The following is a 16,916-nucleotide window of genomic DNA, read 5'->3' on the forward strand; positions in this document are numbered from 1 at the left end:
GTCTACTATGTGAGTGTTACCGGGAATAAAATGAATAAACGGGCGTTCATAGGCCATCGATCATACTTGCATAAAGTGATCGTGTACCGATTGTGAGACAAATGGTCGCAAACCGGCGATACAGGGTTTAGTCATTTTGACCCATAATCAACCTGATCGTGTGGCATGGGATTCAGGTAATGAGTAGCTTGAAGACTGGAATAACACAATGAATATCAATGCAGAAGAACTTGCGGAGAGGATTGAGGACAAACAGGATGCAATCAAGGACGGCGCCCCCGTACGCATGGCATCCGTACTCATCGTGGATGACGAGCCGGGAATACGCAGCTTTCTCCAGAAGGGACTGCGCAAGTATTTCGGGCTGGTTGAAACGGCCGAGGATGTAGCGACCGCCGAGGAGTTGAGGCGACACTGCCATTTCGATCTGATCATTACCGATATCCGGCTTCCGGGACAGACCGGCGGAGTCGAATGGGTGAAAGAGTTGCGTGCGCAGGGCGGTGTCACCGGTGTGATCTTCATGACCGCCCATGCGGATATGGAGACGGCGATAGCGGCGCTGCGTGCCGGCGCAGAGGACTTTATCCTCAAACCCTTTCGTATGGAGCAGATGATCGCGGCGGTGGAGCGCTATCTTGAACGGCAAAAGATGCAGCGTGAAAACTTCGTGCTGCGCCGCCAGGTTGAGCAGATCTACGATAGTGCCGGCATGGTGGGAAAGTGCCATCAGATGCAGTCCCTGTGCGAAGTGATAAAGCGGGTCGCGCCGATGCCTTCCACGGTGCTTATCGAAGGTGAATCGGGTACCGGCAAAGAGCTTGCAGCCCGGGCGATACATGAAATGAGCAGAAGATCGGGCAGCTTTGTGCCGGTCAATTGCGGCGCCATGACTGCGGAGTTGCTCGAAAGTGAACTCTTCGGTCATGTCAAAGGCGCCTTTACGGGTGCCCATCTCTCCCGTGACGGGCTCTTCACCTACGCCAACGGCGGTACCCTGTTTCTCGATGAGATCGGAGAGATGCCGCTCAGCATGCAGGCCCATCTGCTACGCGCGTTGGAGGAGCGGACCATCCGTCCTGTCGGTTCCAATCGTGAAGTGCCGGTGGATGTGCGCATTATTGCCGCCAGCAATCGTGATCTTGAACAGGAAGTGCGCAATGGTGAATTCCGGGAAGATCTCTACTATCGCTTGAACGTACTCTCACTACGTATACCGGCACTGCGGGAACGTAAAGAGGACATCCCTCTACTGGTGCAGCATTTTGTCGAGATTCTGTCGGCGGAACTGGGGATAGCGCCACCGCAACTGGGGGAGGGCGAGCTGGTCAGATTGCTGGATTATGATTGGCCAGGCAATGTGCGTGAACTGAAGAATGTGATCGAGCGGTGTCTGCTGCTCAACAAATCCCCCAGTCTATGCCTGATGGGTTCAGAGGCTGCGGGGAGTCAGGCAACGCCATTCGATCCGAGTAAGACCATGCTGCTCGAAGCGATTGAGAAGCAACACATTCTCAAGGTCCTGGATCTGGAGGGCGGTAACAAATCCGCGGCGGCCCGTGTGCTGGGTATCTCGCGCAAGACGTTGGAGCGGAAGACCCAGGCCTGGGGTGTCAATTAGGGCCCTTCGGATGAGTGTCAACAGGCCCTAAGCGCTTGAACCAGCCGCTCAGGATCATCGAGGCGATACGCGGCAGCTTGCGTTACAAGCTGTTGGTGCTGGTGCTGTTTCCCATTCTGCTGATCATGCCCATTGCGCTGGGGCTGGCCATCTATTGGGGATCCCAGTTCAGTTACGAACAGCTGTTCATCAAAGTCAACACCGACCTCTCAGTGGCGGAGGACAATTTCCATCGCCTGCAGGAGGACTATCTGAATACCCTGGGCCGGCTGGCGGAATCCTATGCCTTCTATACCGCGCTGGAATCGAAGAGCGGGCTGGTCGTCAACGCGCAGCTGTCTGAACTGCAACAGTCGGCCGGTTTCAGCTACCTGCATCTGCTTGGCGTGGACGGCAAGCGTCTCTTCCTGTCCTATGGCGAAGCCGAGAAACGGGGCCACCCGTCACCTTCGCTACTGGTGGCGCTGCAGGGCTATCCCCGTGTTGAGATAGAGATCTTCAGTGCGGAGGCGCTGGATGAACAGTCTCCCGGTTTGGCCAAACAGGTTGAGCTGCCGCTGATCGATACGCCCCGGGCGAGGCCCACAGTGCAGCGTATCGAGGGCCGCGGCATGATGATTCGCGCCCTCTATCCGGTTAAAAACTCCCGTGGGCAGGTGGTCGCCGTGCTTGATGGCGGGGTGTTGTTGAATGCCAATTTCAAGTTCGTCGACACCATACGCGATCTGGTATATGGCCCGGGCAGCCTGCCCAAGGGGAGCATCGGGACTGTCACGGTGTTTCTCAACGATGTCAGGATAACAACCAACGTACCGCGAACCCCCAACCAGCGGGCCCTGGGCACCCGGGTGTCCGATGAGGTGCGTACGCAAGTGCTGGATGATGGTGAAAAATGGATAGACCGCGCCTTTGTCGTCAACGATTGGTATATCTCCGCCTACCAGCCGATTATCGATGTCAATGGTGAGCGGGTCGGCATGCTCTACGCCGGTTTTCTGGAGTCCCCATCGCGTAATGCGCTGTGGCAGGCATTGGGTGTCTTGATTCTGCTGTTTCTGGCGCTGATGCTGTTTTCATCGATCCTTTCGATCAGCGGCGCCAAGTCGATCTTCAAACCCCTCGAGATGATGATGGCGGTGGTTCGCGCCACCCGCGAGGGTTATACCAAACGTATCGGGAAGATCTCATCCATGGACGAGATCGGGGTATTGGCAAACGAGTTCGACCTCCTGCTCGATCTGCTTCAGGAGCGTAATCTTCAGGTGCAGCAGTGGGCCGATCAGCTGGAAGAGAAGGTGGATGAACGGACTGCGGAATTGAAACTGAAGAATCAGAAACTGGTGACCACGATCCAGATCCTGCGTGAGACAAGGGCTCAACTGATTGCCGCTGAAAAGCTCGCGGCATTGGGCGAACTGACCGCGGGTGTGGCGCATGAAATCAACAACCCCACGGCAGTCATGCTGGGGAATCTCGACCTGCTGGTCGAGGAGCTGGGCGACAACGCGACGCCGGTGAAGGGCGAGATCGATCTGATCATCGAGCAGATTTTCCGTATCAAGGATATCATCAACAATCTGTTGCAATACGCCCGTCCCGATGAGATCACGGAGACGCCTTCGGTCATCGATGTCAACGAAGTGGTACAACACACACTGGCGTTGGTTCGCTATCTGCGTAAACAGAAGCAGTTCGAGATACGTATCGATCTGAATGCCTCACGACCGGTCAAGATCAATCCTCACGAGTTGCAGCAGGTCCTGGTCAACCTGTTCGTCAATGCCGTCCATGCATTGGACAGCAGTGCCGGAATCATCTCCCTGAGTACCGATGACTGGGATGAGAAGGGGGTCGTGATCAGGATTGAGGATAACGGCATGGGGATCGAAGAGGAACAGATTGAAATGATATTCAATCCCTTCCATACCAGTAAGCGGGTGGGAGAGGGTACCGGCTTGGGACTGTCGGTCAGTTATGGATTGATCAAGAAGTATGGCGGCGATATCACTGTCCGTTCGGATCGGGGGCAGGGCTCATTGTTCAGCGTGTGGATTCTGCAGGAGCCGGATTTGATGGAAGAGGAGACGGCTTTGATGGAGCAGTTTCAGCCGACGGAGCAAACGCCGGATGCAGCCTCGTCGTCAGTCGGTCAAAGCAAACAGAGCGCCTGAGCGGACAGGCGAAGGGTGGTATAGTCTCCTTTATCGAATCAGTAATCGCTAAGACAAATGAATAGCCTGGAACTAAGACAACTGATAAAAACCCTGGCATTTGCCACCCAGAAACATCGTCACCAGCGGCGCAAGGATATCGAGGCGTCACCCTATATCAACCATCCCATCACCCTGGTGGATATTCTTGTCAATGAGGGAAACATTACCGATCCCGATACCCTGATTGCCGCCTTGCTGCACGACACCATCGAGGATACCGATGCCACGGTTGAGGAGATCGAGGCCGAATTCGGAAAGGCCATCGCCGATATAGTGATGGAAGTGACGGATGACGAAACACTATCCAAACTGGAGCGCAAGGCACTCCAGATCAAGCATGCGCCCGCCCTCTCATACAAGGCAAAACTGGTCAAGCTGGCGGACAAGATCGCCAATCTGCGTGATATCGACAGAAGCCCGCCTGCCGGCTGGACACTGCAGCGAAGTCAGGCCTATTTCGACTGGGCCAAGGAGGTGATCGACGGTTTGAGAGGAACCCACGAAACCCTCGAGGCAATCTTCGACCGGGCCTATGAAAAAAGGCCAACGGGATAAGTCCGCAAATAAACGCCAATGAACGCAAATATCTCTTGTAGATACCATCTCTCCCTTACTCCCACAAGTAGCTATAAAGCGGCTTGTGGGGAGTAATCTTGCTGGTGCTTGAGTACCCCAAAGCACAGATTCTCGTTCCCACGCTCCAGCGTGGGAATGCATACAATACGTAAGTCGTAGCAAGTTGCATCCCCCATTGCATGATGCCTACTATAGATTTTCTCGCAGGGCACAGCTTACTAACGTTCTGCGTATGCTAGTGGCAAGGCTGACCTAGGGCCTGTTAACACTAATCCAATACACCCTGCTGGGGCTGTTTTCGTGCCCAGCAAGGCAGAATGAGCGTGGTGTAGTTATTCTACATGAGCGAATGATAACGCCGCTGGGGGCGAAAACAGCCCCAGCCCTTCGGGTTGTGCCTGAAAAAGCGCCACTCGGCGTTGCTCGTCGCTCATTTGGAATTACCAAACCTCTCTCCTCGCGCCCCGAAGGAAGTGCCCTTGGGGTGCGCCTTGATTGGTGCTTTTTCAGGCACAACAGGGCGCATTGGATTAGTGTTAACAGGCCCTAGAAAGGAAACTGAAAAATGGGAACAATCTTCATCTCCTACGCCAGAGAAGACAAAAACCAAGCCATACAACTTGCCCAGGAGTGTGAATTCCGCGGTGCGGATCCCTGGTGGGACAGAGAGTTGAGCAGCGGCGAACGCTACATCGAGTCGATCCTGCGCCAGGTTGCACAGGCAGATCACTTTGTCCTGCTGCTTTCGCACGCCTCTGCGGAATCCAATTGGGTGGCCTTTGAGGTGGGTGCGGCCCGCGCCAGGGAGTTTGCCATGGGGCGGGATTTTCTCAAGATCGCTAGGCTGGATGACTGCGACATCCCCGGGTTTCTGGGGGAAAGAAATGCAACAGAGTGGAACAACAACAACTACGATGGATTGATCGCCTTGTTGCGTTCCCTGGATCTGCCGGAGGATATCGATTACAAGCCACCAGCCGGAGATCCTGACAAATCGTTGACCGTGTTTCGCGCGGGCGGTCAATGGATGGAGTTGATCATCAGTCACCGGGGGATGGAGTGCGTGCTGGTGGATGTCGGTGAACAGCGCTCCAGACTCCAATGGCAGATGTCACGTGAAGATGTGATCAGATGTGTCGAGCAAAATTGCATTCATGTGGATCCTCCACACAACGATCGCAGCTGGTCGCTTTTCAATTTGGGATTCGGCGGTTGGCGATGGTCACCAACACTCTTTACCCAAGGGGCGGATGCAAACCCCAAAGAGGTTTTTAAAGCAGAGGTCATGCAACACCTGTCATCGATCTACGATTTCTAAGCAAGACTTTTTCTGGTTCCCGTGCGCCTGCGTGGGAACCCATATCCCGCCTCACTACGCCAGCTGCCATATACATTCCCACGCAGGCGCGTGGGAACGATAAAACACACAAAATACTGCAGAGTAATTGTCTCTATATCTATTGGTTTTTCATCCGCCACAATGCGGATAAAGTGTTGTGCCTACACATGCCTCCAACGGAGAAAATCAATGAGTGAAGAAAGACAATTCATACCCTTGAAAATCGCTGTGCTGACTGTGTCGGACACGAGAACGGAAGAGACCGACAAGTCGGGCCTGAAGCTGAAGACGCTTCTCGAGGAGGCGGGGCACAGGTTGGCTGACAAGGTGATCGTACCCGACGACATCTACCGCATCCGCGAGGTGGTTTCAAAATGGATTGCGGATGCCGATGTGCAGGTGGTGATCACCACCGGCGGTACCGGCCTCACCGGCAGGGACGGCACACCGGAAGCGGTATCGCCCCTGCTGGATAAGGTGATCGACGGATTCGGTGAAATGTTCCGGGTGCTCTCCTACGACACCATCGGAACCTCCACCCTGCAATCGAGAGCAGTGGCCGGTGTGGCCAACGGCACTTTCCTATTCTGTCTGCCCGGATCGACTGGCGCCTGTATGGATGGCTGGAGCAAGTTGATTTCCAGCCAACTCGACTATAGGACGCGCCCCTGCAATCTGGTGGAGCTGATGCCCAGATTACACGACAAATAAAAATGTAGGGTGCAGCTAGCCGCACCGCTATCGGCCAGAAGTGGATATCCAGAATAGCCATGCAGCCAGGTCCCGGTTACCCAAAGGCGGACTTTTACTCCCCTTTATCCGATTCTATCCAGCGGGCTTTTTACCCCCTGGCCACCCAGCCCGGCAACATGGGTATAGATCATCGTCGTCGAGACATCCGCATGGCCCAGCAGATCCTGCACAGTTCGAATATCCGTACCCGACTCAAGCAGGTGGGTGGCAAAAGACCAAGGCATTGAGTGCAAGTCCCTGTGTAGCCCCGGAAACCTTGCGGTTTATCGCTAAATGTTCTAAAAAAGAAGCCAGTTCAATTTCTCCGCAGTCACAGGGATGCTTTTCGGAATGGAACACAAGAAAACGGTTGATCCAAGCGAGATAGCTTTTCTCGGTATTTGGAGAATAATCAGCTATTCTCATGGAAATCATGTATTTCCGGTAAATATCCGGGAATTTCTTGCCCAATCTGTTTTTAGGATCTTTCACTGCCTTTTCGATCATTTCATAGCTTCTGGCCACGGTAGGATGATCCTTGCCGAGGGCTTTTGCACCAGAGAGCCAGTGGTCCCACTCAATCTGTTTGGCCCAAGGCAATTTCAGGCAGTGACAAAAAAGGAGCCTGAGCGAATCGACTTTTTGCCGGAACTGCCATTCATTGACATGGGGATTTCTTCCCAGACTACTCAGCCAGGCATCAACAGTTGCAATGGAATGTTCCTTAAGTCGCGTATTGGGATGGTCGGCGATGAAGAACTCGATATGCCGTCGATACCAGGGAATGGACCGCTCGGGGATGCGAAAAAGCTTCAGTACATCACTGTATCTGCTCCAGAAAATCTCAATTCTGGGATCTGTGGAAGATTCTCTTTTTTCCATAAGACAAGCCGCTCCATGCGATTAGATCCAATAGAGAACATCTGGCGGCATAACACAATATTTGGAGCCAGCGGCATAACACGATAAAAAGAGCCGGCAATATACACGGTTATGAGCAAAAATAAGGTGATACTCAGAGACTTTAGTAAGAATGATATTGAGTCGCTTGTTTTATATTTGAACAACGAGAATGTAACCAAGTTTCTTACATCTCGAATACCACAACCATATTCAATTGATGATGCAAATTGGTGGGTAAATACTGGTAGTAAAGAAGGCCTTACTAAGGCAGTAGACGTAAACGGAAAATTTATAGGTTCTATAGGGGTAACTGCCGGAGAGTTTGAGAGTAAAAGATCGGCAGAAATTGGTTATTGGCTAGAAGAAAATTCATGGGGTAAAGGAATAGCTTCTGAGGCGGTTATAAAGATGACTGAATATGTTTTTTCTAATACAAATATAGTCAGATTGTATGCTCCTGTTTTTAGTTCTAATAAAGCTTCTATGAGAGTTTTGGAAAAGTGCGGTTACGAATTAGAAGGTGTATTGAGAAAAGCAATTTTTAAAAACGGTATATTTCTTGATGAGCACTTGTATGCCAAAATCAGCTCATAACAATCGGCTGCACTGGACATTTTGCTCCGCTGGCGCTGCGCAAAATCCCAGTGAGCCGGGGCGTTAGCCAGGAAAAAGATGCCTCGATATTTGAAAATACTTATTGCGTTCGTCGCCATAACTCCTATTGTGTTTTATGCACTTGTAATATTAGCGGTATTATATATAGAAGCAACATATCTATTTGATACCACGCCAAGAGCTGTGAGTGTTTTGGAACGAGTGCCAGGTACATGGATAGTGGAGAATAAAAAGGATCCCTATTGTCTCAGTAAAGGCAGTGGAAAACTTTTGCGTGCCTACCCTGAATTAAGTAAATACTGCGATAAGGAAATTGGAAAAATACACCGAGTATATGTGTATTCACGGATTATTAGAAAGTCATGGAGTTTCTTTATTGATGATAACGGCGTTGTAAGGAAAAAGAACTCTTGGGTGACAATGTGAAGAAGATCTTATTGCCTTTGATGGTCTTTATTGTACTGGTGGCTTTGTCCATATTCTGGGCTTCACTGGAAGGAATGGCAGGCATTCTATTGCATATTATAGCGCTTGCTTCCTATTTGTACCTTTACTACCGAGCGTGGAAAGAAGAAAAAGCTCACATTGTAGTGGTATAGTTATTTTGGCCACCTGATTATGGGTGATATTATCACCCCAGATGATAAATAGGTGATCAAATGACAAAAACACGCAGGAGATTCAGCCCGGAATTCAAACTTGAAGCGGCCCAACTGGTTGTCGACCAGCAGTACTCAATCAGAGCGGCCTGCGAAGCGATGGGGGTCAGTAAATCTTCATTGGAAAATTGGGTACGTCAGCTGCGGCAGGAGCGACTAGGCAAAACACCCAAAGCATCAGCAATGACACCCGATCAACGCCGCATACAAGAGCTCGAAAAACGGCTACGACAGGTGGAGACGGAGAAAGAAATCCTAAAAAAGGCTACCGCTCTCTTGATGTCGGACTCGTTGAACAATTCACGCTAATTCAGCGTTTACATCGAGAGAGCTATCCAGTGAAGCAGCTATGTTGCGTGTTCGGTGTACACCGTAGCAGCTATCGGGCATGGCGGGATCGCCCGAAGCGGTTGTCAGAAACAGAGTGGCGGCTACGCGAGCATGTGAAGTCTGCCTATGAATTAAGCAATGGCTCAGCCGGCGCCAGGACGATTGCGAGCATGGTGACAGCACAGGGTTGCCCGTTAAGCCGTTATCGTGCGACACGCCGTATGCAGGCGCTGGGCCTGGTGAGTAGCCAGCAACCCAAACACCGCTACAAGAGAGCCGAGCAGCCGCATACCAATATACCAAACCGGCTGGATCGACAGTTTGATGTGGTTGCACCCAATAAAGTCTGGGCGGGCGATATTACCTATATTTGGACTGGGCGACGTTGGGCATATCTGGCCATTGTGTTGGATTTATTTGCGCGACAGCCGGTGGGATGGGCATTATCGTTGAACCCAGATAGCGCGTTGACTAAAAAAGCTCTGACAATGGCCTATGAGTCTCGTGGTGAACCAAAAGGCGTGATGTTTCATTCTGATCAAGGTTGCCAATACACTAGTCTACCGTTTCGTCAGCAGCTATGGCGTTATCAAATGGTACAGAGCATGAGTCGACGTGGTAACTGCTGGGACAACAGTCCCGTGGAACGATTTATCAGAAGCTTGAAAACCGAATGGATGCCTGAGATCGGCTATCGCACTTTTGAGGAAGCGAAGCACCATATCACGGAGTATATTATTGGATACTATAGCCAGTTTAGGCCACATACTCACAATGATGGATTGGCACCCAGGGTAGTTGAGCAACAGTACTGGAATGCACAGAAAACCGTGGCCAAAAATACTTGACCACTACACATTGCTATTTCCATGTATATAGGTACTTTTATAAGTGTATTAGCTTGGGGAGGATGGATTGTGATTATTACTGCTAATTATGCAATATAGTATGGAGCACATCATAAAGGCTAAAAATGTATAACGAGACAGGGGGTCTCGTTAACGTAACTGTTGAACTAAACCGCTACGCGGGGCCATCCACGCCCCACCCCTGAGTCATCATCAACCAGACTCCTAAAGGACCACTGTTGGTCTACCACACAGGAGTCAACCGATGACACAACTTCGCGAACAGATGATAGACGCCATGACCGTGCGTGGATTTTCGCCGCGTACCCACCAGAGCTATCTGATGGCGGTGAAGGATCTGGCCCGTTATTATCAGCGTCCCCCGGATCAACTCGGTGAGGATGAGTTGCAAGCTTACTTTCTGTATCTGGTCAAGGAGCGGCACTTAAGCGATGCCAGTTGCCGGCTCTATCGCCATGCCATCCGTTTCTTCTATCTCGAAGTGCTCCAGCAAGCGTCGTTCGATGTGAAGATCCAGGTGCCCAAACGCAGGCAACGTATCCCGGAGTTACTCCAGCGATCGGAGATCGTACGCATGCTCAATGCCTGTTCCAACCGTAAGCACCATATGCTATTGCTGACCTGTTATGGCTGCGGCCTGCGGGTCAGTGAACTGGTCAAACTCAAGCTTCGGCATATCGATGGAGAACGCGGATTGCTGCGCATCGATCAGGGCAAGGGTGGTAAGGACCGTTATGTGGGCTTGCCGCCGACGTTGCTCAAGCACCTACGTGACTATTGGCACGTTGAGAAACCTGCGCGCTGGCTGTTTCCCAATGAACAGCATCCCGATGAAGCGCTATCGATCAGCACGCCGCAGAAGGTATTCCGACGGGCCAAGCGCCAGGCGGGCATCACCAAGGTGGGTGGCATCCACAGCTTGAGACACGCCTATGCTACCCATCAACTGCAGGCCGGCATGGCGGTGCAGCAGTTGCAGTATCAACTGGGCCACCGCAGCATCCAATCGACCTTGCGCTATGTACATTGGGTGTTCAATGATCGTCAGAGCGATCGCCGTGGCGCCGATTTGATTGCAGCGCTGGGGCTGCGCGATGGCTGAGGCCATCGACCTGCAAACCCTGCTCAAGCGCCACCTGCCCACCTACCGCCAACACCACCGTCTCGATCTGCGCCGCTGTCAGGTATTGTCACATCTGATGCAGTGCCGGACTGAAGCCATGGGTGGGGTACGCTTAGCCTGTGACCCTTGTCAGGCGCATCAAAACCACTACTATGCCTGTCGCGACCGTCACTGCCCGCGCTGTCAGTGGCAGGCCTCGCGGCAGTGGGCGGACAAGCAGTTGCGTGCCCAATTGCCGGTAACCTATCACCACTTGGTGTTCACCCTGCCCGAGACCCTCAACGGTTGGATCGAACTGCATCCTCAGCTGATCACGACCTTGCTGTTTCAAACAACCTGGGAGACGCTGCAGGCCTTCGCTGAAGACCCCAAGCGCTTGGGCGGGGGGTTGGGGATGACCGCGGTGTTGCACACCTGGGGCTCGACGTTGACACGCCATGTGCACCTGCACTGCCTGGTGCCGGGCGGCGTGCTGAGCCCGCAAGGCGAGTGGAAACCGAGCAAGAGCGATTATCTGTTTCCTGTGCGTGCGCTCTCAAGGCGCTTTCGCGGTCTGATGGTCAGCCGATTGCGGGCCTGTGCCCAAGGTGGGGAGCTCTCACGCATCAGTCACCCGGGCGAGATCGATCTCATCCTGGAGCGGTTGATGGGACAAGACTGGGTGGTCTACAGCAAGCCCTGTCTGCGCACCGAGCATGTCATCGACTATCTGGCCCGATACACTCACCGCACTGCCGTCAGCAACCGCCGACTCCTGGGCTTGGAGCAGGATCAGGTTGGCTTGCGCTACAAAGACTACCGGGACCGGCGCTGGAAGGTCATGCAGTTGTCTGTCGATGTGTTGATCCAGCGTTTTCTGCTGCATGTACTACCCAAGGGCCTGATGCGTATCCGCCATTACGGCTTCCTGGCCAATGCCTGCCGGGCCAAGCAGTTGCCCCGCATCCTTAAGGCGATCGCCGAGGCAGGCCTACAAGCGGTGGTTGAATCAGAAACAGAGAAGCAGGTGGCCCGTTGGTGTTTTGCCTGTCCCAGCTGTCAACGACCGATGCGTGTAATCGCACAACTAGCGCCGCAATGGCAACGCATGGAAGGCGGATGACGATGCCCTAGCCTGAGCGTCGGCGTCATCCAGACACTTGATCAGCTCAAGCGCTGAGGTCAAAGTGCGGCCAATCCTCTGAAAATAGGTTATTATCGGTACAAAAGGGAGCCGCAAGCCGTGCTCGAACCACAGGGAGGTCGGTCAAAACCGCTCCCAACAGCCCTAGCGCAACGGAACGCTGTCACGCCAATCTCCCTCAGGTGCAAGGCGCCAAAAACAAATTCTTATTAATAGAGAGTGGGCAGCCGCCCCAAGGTCGGCTTAGTCCAACAGGCGTTTATCCCGCATGCGGAAAACGCACGAGGGATAAACACTACACGGTTAGCGTAATAATATGGATATGAACACTGAGCTTTTGAACGAAATAAACAACGCATTATGGATACTGGTTTACCTGGTTGGTACAGCCATCACCCTACATGTCATAAAAACAACAATTCTCTCCATCAAAGAATATCGAAAATTGATGGAGAATAAGTTTTATGAAACAACAAATGCTTTCTTCGAGAATGGTGACTATGCTGAAGTCACTCGGTTATGCGAAGAACAAATTCGGAAAAAGCCAAAAGACGCTTACGGATATTGGTTTATGGGCAAGGCTCAGTATGAACTGGGTAATTACGAAAATGCACTTTCTAATTTCAAAGCAACATTAGAAATACACCCTACTTGGGAAAAAGACTGGGTTCAGCCATACTACGAGAAAATAGAACATGCAAAACAAAACGCTAACAATTAGCTCCACAGGACAAAATACTCGCTGTGAGCCTCCCCAAAAATAATTGACACCTCAATAACAACGAGAGGTGTTACATGAGAAAGAATCATTCTTTAGATATAAAGATACAGGCAGTACTTAAAGCCAGCAGACCAGGAATTCTAGCCAGTGAGGTAGCCGAGGAGATAGGCATACATACATTTTCGCTGTATCGTTGGAAAAAGGAACTGCGAGATGCGGGGTTACTCAATAGAATGCCAAAGAAAATAGACTTTCAGGCAGACCTAAAGCTAAAGGACCAGCTGAAACAGCTGGAAAAAGAGAACAAGCAGCTAAAGATGGAGAATGCTGTCTTAAAAAAACTCAAGGAGCTAGGCGAAGCCAAAAAAAAGAAGCCTTCCAAGTAATTGATGATTTACACCATGAATATGGTATTGCGCCTCTTTGTCGGTTGTTGGGGGTCACCCGTGGTGGCTATTATGCATGGAGGAACCGACCTGGATCTTTACGAGATGTGTACAACAGCATGGTTGTGAAAGAAATTGTACAGATTCATCGAGAGGTAAAGGAAATATACGGTAGCCCGAGGATGACTCGAGAGTTGAAAAACAGGGGTTATTCACGTTGTGAGAACACAGTTGCTAATCTGATGAGGGAAGCAGGAATACGGGCAAAAATGGATCGACGATACAAGCCCAGGCAATGGCAACCTGGCTCTAAGATTGCTAAGAAGAACCTTTTGCTTGATATGCCCATGCCAGACAAGCCCCATGAAGTATGGGTAGCAGACTTCACCTACACGCGGCTTTACGGTGAGTATGTGTATTTATCGGTTATTATGGATCTATGTAGCCGAGAATTGGTAGGAGAAGAGATTGGCAAAACAAGAGACGCTGAATTGATCGCACGAACCTTTAACAAGGCAAGGAAAAAACATCCTAATGCGATACCGAAGATATTTCATTCAGATCGCGGTATTGAGTATGCAAATCATAAGATTGGTAAAATGTTGAGTGATATGTCAATTAAGCAAAGCATGTCGGGCAAGGGTAACTGCTATGATAATGCTCATATGGAGTCATTTTTTCATACCTATAAGTCTGAAATGTATTATACGGAAAGATTTTCTGATCTTGAGGACTTTAAAAGAAAAACGAAGAACTATATTCGTTTTTATAATCGGAAGAGATTACACTCAAGTTTGGGTTACATGTCTCCGGAGCAATATGCAAAGTCGAAAATTTAATGTGTCAACTTATTTTGGGGAACATCACTGCGCTCGCATTTTGCCCGTGAGCTAGGCGTTAGTTGCCCATAAGGATTCAGAGCATTGTTTGAGAAAAAGCCAATAGTCAAAGAGATCAAGTTAGGTCGTGAATACGATTTTTCGTATGAAAACTTTGTACTGGCAACGCAGCATGAGGTTTATCTCTTAATCGAGAAGTCCGAAGGCTTGATCTACGGTATTAAGTTCAAATCTAGGTTAGTGAAGTACGGCAGTCCAAACGACGAAGTTCGAGGTGGGCATCCATTAACAAAATACGGCTTGGGCTTTTATGGCCTCTTCGAGGTAGAGAATTCGCCGTGGATAAAAGAGCAAATCGAATTAAACAAGGTCCACCCTCGACATAGTGATTCATTGTTTTCTGGGCTTTCACACTTCGTAGCGTGCTTTCAAGATGTAATGCTTGAAGTAACATCAAAGTCTTATGAAGAGTTTCAAATAACCCAAGAAGAATTGGATTTAATACTTCAAGAGCAGGTGTCAAATCTTGAGGCATAAAAAATAGTAACGAGACAGGGGGTCTCGTTAACGTAACTGTTATGCACAATAAGGATCGACACATGGAGCAATGCACCAACCCAGAATGCAAAAAGCAATTTCGCGTTACCAAAATTGGCGGAGGCGTTCCTGGTGGCAAAGAACGTGAGGAGGTTATTTGCCCCTACTGTAATACCGTAGTGCGCACCGAAATGACATCTGCCTCTTTCATCACCAGTAAACTCGAAGATCAATAGCAAAGGAGTGCCTTATGAGCGAAGAGCACAAAGCAAAAATCGGCATTCCAGCCGATCACAACCTAGTTCAAACTGATACCAAATGGGAGCAGCGCAAGAGTCTGGATACCGACACCTACTGGTATGACGAAGTTGATGGAGAAGGAAACGTAGTCGCAAAGTGGGTTGTTAAAGACTCAACCTCCGTCTATCCACCTTTCGGAAGAGATATTTCTTTCGAGAAAGTCGGTTGAATGCATAAAAATACATAACGAGACAGAAGGTCTCGTTAATGTAGCTGTTAGGTTTCTCGAAACCACGGTGAGAACCTCTTGGTTTAACTATTACCGTGGCATATTGGAGAAAAGAAATGAAAAATATATTTGGAATAGTATTTTTTCTAGCATTATTCGGGCTAAGTGGGCTTGTGAGTGTTGAAGCTAGCACTCAAGAAGAGAGGCAGAAATTATTTTCACAATGCTATAAAGATCCTGCCGCCGATACGGCAAAGTATGGGCATGGTGGTAACTGTTATGCTCACTGTCTTCCCGGAGAATGCGAGCGCCTCGGATTTGTCATAAGAACCAATTTATTTAATATTTGTAGAAATAATCCAAATGCTGACGCTCAACGTTATGGGCATGGCGGTAATTGTTGTGCACACATAACTCGAAGTGAAGGTGATCTAGTCAATCGTCAAGCAGGGAAGCGCCTATGTAACTTCGACACGAATCCTAATGTATCGTTGGAAGATTTGGTTGAGGTATATAATGCAGGTTGTACTGTTGCATTAGCAGTAGGTTACACCTGCGTGCCAATTCCACAATAGAAAACCTAACCAGGGCCTCCAATCGACCTCAGCAGATCCCCCGATAAAGTGGATACTTTCTGATAACTTCAGGAGGTAAATGTGCCGAGATACAATCAACCAAGGAAAACTTGGAAATACACAAAAGATTTTAAGGTAAAAGCAGTAAAATTGAGTTACCAGCCAGACATACAGGTAAAACAAGTAGCGGAAGGACTGGATATACATCCTTTTATGCTATCCAGGTGGCGAAAAGAGTACCGCGAAGGTAAGCTTCAAGGAGATAATCAGAAGAGAGTTGGCGTGACGAAACATAAGACAACTGTGAGTCAGAGAGAGCTAAGGGAGAATGCCCGTTTAAAGCAAGAAAATGCACGTCTCAAGAAGGAGAATGACCTTCTAAAAAAGTGGCAACGGTATCTGGCGGAACAACATCAGAACGATTTGGATTTATCCAAAGGCATGGACAAGAGCTAGGTGTCAGATACCTGTGTAATTGGTTAGGCGTGAGTACAAGTGGCTACTATGCCTGGTCAAAGAGAAAAGAGCCGAGACGTATTAAAGAAGATCGAAGATTACTCATATTGATTGAAGCGATCTATTACAAGAGTCGCTGTACATACGGTAGTCCACGTGTCTATCAGGCTCTAAAAAAGCAGGGTGTACGTGTTGGTCGTAAGCGTGTGGAAAGACTGATGCGACAGGCAGGGCTTCAAGCGAGGGCGATGAAGTACTACCGGCAACTGGCAGGATTACACCGATTCTTTATGAGTATTGGTAATTTACGCACAGAAGTAGGTAAGCCGAAAGCGATCAATCAGCAATGGGTGGCAGATCTGACTTATATTAAGGTAGGTAAACAATGGCGCTATCTGGCAATAGTGATGGATCTATACTCCAGGAGAATTATAGGTTGGTCCCTGAGCCAGTCAAAAAATACAAAATTGACGATAGCCGCTCTGATGATTGCGATCAAAAGACGGCGGCCCGAAAAGGGACTGATATTTCATACCGATCGTGGATCAGAGTATCGATCTTACGATGTACTGAGAGTGCTAAAGACACAGGGGATTATACCGAGTATGAATCGACCCTACCATAGTGTGGACAACGCAGAAATGGAGTCATTCTTTAAGTCACTTAAGGGTGATGTAATTAGAGGTAAAACTTATATGGATGAAGTAGATTTGAGAAGTGATTTATGTAGTTACATCAATTATTTCTATAATAGGGAGAGATTGCACTCCAGTTTAGGATATAGGTCGCCTGTTGAATTCGAAGCTATGCAGGCTTGAAAAATGTGGTAT

General features: G+C 49.8%; 17 protein-coding genes and 1 pseudogene. 16 read left to right on the forward strand and 2 right to left on the reverse strand.

Annotated elements, in window-relative coordinates:
• Positions 1-208 precede the first annotated feature (208 nt).
• From AB8516_RS18975 to moaB, 5 genes are all read left to right on the forward strand, one after another.
• Positions 209-1,621, forward strand: a complete 1,413-nt coding sequence (locus tag AB8516_RS18975; RefSeq protein WP_369162742.1) for a sigma-54-dependent transcriptional regulator — start codon at positions 209-211, stop codon at positions 1,619-1,621.
• Between the two features lie 14 nt (positions 1,622-1,635).
• A complete protein-coding gene (locus tag AB8516_RS18980; RefSeq protein ID WP_369162743.1) occupies positions 1,636-3,792 on the forward strand; it encodes a cache domain-containing protein in 2,157 nt (718 codons plus the stop codon).
• A 57-nt stretch (positions 3,793-3,849) separates the two neighbouring features.
• Positions 3,850-4,389: an HD domain-containing protein gene (locus AB8516_RS18985; protein WP_369162744.1), complete on the forward strand. Its 540-nt coding sequence runs from the start codon at positions 3,850-3,852 to the stop codon at positions 4,387-4,389.
• A 586-nt stretch (positions 4,390-4,975) separates the two neighbouring features.
• Positions 4,976-5,728, forward strand: coding sequence for a toll/interleukin-1 receptor domain-containing protein (locus AB8516_RS18990; RefSeq protein WP_369162745.1), 753 nt, complete (start codon positions 4,976-4,978; stop codon positions 5,726-5,728).
• Between the two features lie 210 nt (positions 5,729-5,938).
• Complete coding sequence (gene moaB / locus AB8516_RS18995) at positions 5,939-6,460, forward strand: molybdenum cofactor biosynthesis protein B (protein ID WP_108340957.1); 522 nt, start codon at positions 5,939-5,941, stop codon at positions 6,458-6,460.
• 104 nt (positions 6,461-6,564) lie between these two features.
• Here moaB and AB8516_RS19000 read toward each other — a convergent pair.
• Positions 6,565-6,732, reverse strand: a pseudogene (locus AB8516_RS19000) (tyrosine-type recombinase/integrase); the annotation flags it as partial.
• A complete protein-coding gene (locus tag AB8516_RS19005) occupies positions 6,695-7,363 on the reverse strand; it encodes a site-specific integrase (RefSeq protein WP_369162746.1) in 669 nt (222 codons plus the stop codon). The pseudogene AB8516_RS19000 and the gene AB8516_RS19005, both read right to left, overlap by 38 nt.
• A 111-nt stretch (positions 7,364-7,474) precedes the next feature.
• Between AB8516_RS19005 and AB8516_RS19010 the strand changes: the two genes are divergently transcribed.
• From AB8516_RS19010 to AB8516_RS19060, 11 genes are all read left to right on the forward strand, one after another.
• The gene (locus AB8516_RS19010; RefSeq protein ID WP_369162747.1) at positions 7,475-7,978 is read left to right on the forward strand and encodes a GNAT family N-acetyltransferase; all 504 of its coding nucleotides are present in this window, start codon (positions 7,475-7,477) and stop codon (positions 7,976-7,978) included.
• Between the two features lie 680 nt (positions 7,979-8,658).
• Positions 8,659-9,836, forward strand: a protein-coding gene (locus AB8516_RS19015) for an IS3 family transposase (RefSeq protein ID WP_369157505.1) whose coding sequence is annotated in 2 segments (ribosomal slippage) — positions 8,659-8,914 and positions 8,914-9,836 — 1,179 coding nt in all. Because the reading frame shifts where the segments join, the coding sequence is not laid out codon by codon here.
• A gap of 265 nt (positions 9,837-10,101) precedes the next feature.
• A complete protein-coding gene (locus tag AB8516_RS19020; protein WP_369162748.1) occupies positions 10,102-10,959 on the forward strand; it encodes a tyrosine-type recombinase/integrase in 858 nt (285 codons plus the stop codon).
• On the forward strand, positions 10,952-12,082 hold the full coding sequence (locus AB8516_RS19025; RefSeq protein ID WP_369162749.1) for an IS91 family transposase: 1,131 nt from the start codon (positions 10,952-10,954) through the stop codon (positions 12,080-12,082). Before AB8516_RS19020 ends, AB8516_RS19025 begins: the two co-directional genes overlap by 8 nt.
• Before the next feature lie 337 nt (positions 12,083-12,419).
• Positions 12,420-12,824 carry a tetratricopeptide repeat protein gene (locus AB8516_RS19030; protein ID WP_369162750.1) on the forward strand — a complete coding sequence of 135 codons (405 nt, stop codon included), beginning with the start codon at positions 12,420-12,422 and terminating at the stop codon, positions 12,822-12,824.
• 74 nt (positions 12,825-12,898) lie between these two features.
• Positions 12,899-13,210 carry a transposase gene (locus AB8516_RS19035; RefSeq protein WP_369160489.1) on the forward strand — a complete coding sequence of 104 codons (312 nt, stop codon included), beginning with the start codon at positions 12,899-12,901 and terminating at the stop codon, positions 13,208-13,210.
• Positions 13,210-14,049, forward strand: coding sequence for an IS3 family transposase (locus AB8516_RS19040; RefSeq protein WP_369163265.1), 840 nt, complete (start codon positions 13,210-13,212; stop codon positions 14,047-14,049). The genes AB8516_RS19035 and AB8516_RS19040 overlap by 1 nt, the downstream gene beginning before the upstream one ends.
• 84 nt (positions 14,050-14,133) lie before the next feature.
• Positions 14,134-14,586 (forward strand): hypothetical protein, encoded by a 453-nt coding sequence (locus AB8516_RS19045; protein ID WP_369162751.1) that lies wholly within the window; start codon positions 14,134-14,136, stop codon positions 14,584-14,586.
• Between the two features lie 250 nt (positions 14,587-14,836).
• The gene (locus tag AB8516_RS19050) at positions 14,837-15,055 is read left to right on the forward strand and encodes a hypothetical protein (protein WP_369162752.1); all 219 of its coding nucleotides are present in this window, start codon (positions 14,837-14,839) and stop codon (positions 15,053-15,055) included.
• A gap of 116 nt (positions 15,056-15,171) precedes the next feature.
• Positions 15,172-15,630, forward strand: a complete 459-nt coding sequence (locus AB8516_RS19055) for a hypothetical protein (protein ID WP_369162753.1) — start codon at positions 15,172-15,174, stop codon at positions 15,628-15,630.
• Between the two features lie 81 nt (positions 15,631-15,711).
• Positions 15,712-16,904 (forward strand): IS3 family transposase gene (locus AB8516_RS19060; protein ID WP_369162754.1). Its coding sequence is split into 2 segments (ribosomal slippage): positions 15,712-16,017 and positions 16,020-16,904, totalling 1,191 coding nucleotides; the frame shifts between segments, so codons are not numbered across the junction.
• Positions 16,905-16,916 lie beyond the last annotated feature (12 nt).

Origin of the sequence: Candidatus Thiodiazotropha sp. LNASS1, assembly GCF_964212655.1 — a bacterium.
In the GTDB taxonomy this organism is placed as follows: domain Bacteria; phylum Pseudomonadota; class Gammaproteobacteria; order Chromatiales; family Chromatiaceae; genus Thiodiazotropha.

What these genes read in the sequence shown, in the direction of transcription:
- AB8516_RS18975 (WP_369162742.1), top strand. Translation starts at nt 209, where the DNA reads ATGAATATCAATGCAGAAGAACTTGCGGAGAGGATTGAGGACAAACAG.
- AB8516_RS18985 (WP_369162744.1), top strand. Translation starts at nt 3,850, where the DNA reads ATGAATAGCCTGGAACTAAGACAACTGATAAAAACCCTGGCATTTGCC.
- AB8516_RS18990 (WP_369162745.1), top strand. Translation starts at nt 4,976, where the DNA reads ATGGGAACAATCTTCATCTCCTACGCCAGAGAAGACAAAAACCAAGCC.
- moaB (WP_108340957.1), top strand. Translation starts at nt 5,939, where the DNA reads ATGAGTGAAGAAAGACAATTCATACCCTTGAAAATCGCTGTGCTGACT.
- AB8516_RS19005 (WP_369162746.1), bottom strand. Translation starts at nt 7,363, where the DNA reads ATGGAAAAAAGAGAATCTTCCACAGATCCCAGAATTGAGATTTTCTGG.
- AB8516_RS19010 (WP_369162747.1), top strand. Translation starts at nt 7,475, where the DNA reads ATGAGCAAAAATAAGGTGATACTCAGAGACTTTAGTAAGAATGATATT.
- AB8516_RS19020 (WP_369162748.1), top strand. Translation starts at nt 10,102, where the DNA reads ATGACACAACTTCGCGAACAGATGATAGACGCCATGACCGTGCGTGGA.
- AB8516_RS19025 (WP_369162749.1), top strand. Translation starts at nt 10,952, where the DNA reads ATGGCTGAGGCCATCGACCTGCAAACCCTGCTCAAGCGCCACCTGCCC.
- AB8516_RS19030 (WP_369162750.1), top strand. Translation starts at nt 12,420, where the DNA reads ATGGATATGAACACTGAGCTTTTGAACGAAATAAACAACGCATTATGG.
- AB8516_RS19035 (WP_369160489.1), top strand. Translation starts at nt 12,899, where the DNA reads ATGAGAAAGAATCATTCTTTAGATATAAAGATACAGGCAGTACTTAAA.
- AB8516_RS19050 (WP_369162752.1), top strand. Translation starts at nt 14,837, where the DNA reads ATGAGCGAAGAGCACAAAGCAAAAATCGGCATTCCAGCCGATCACAAC.
- AB8516_RS19055 (WP_369162753.1), top strand. Translation starts at nt 15,172, where the DNA reads ATGAAAAATATATTTGGAATAGTATTTTTTCTAGCATTATTCGGGCTA.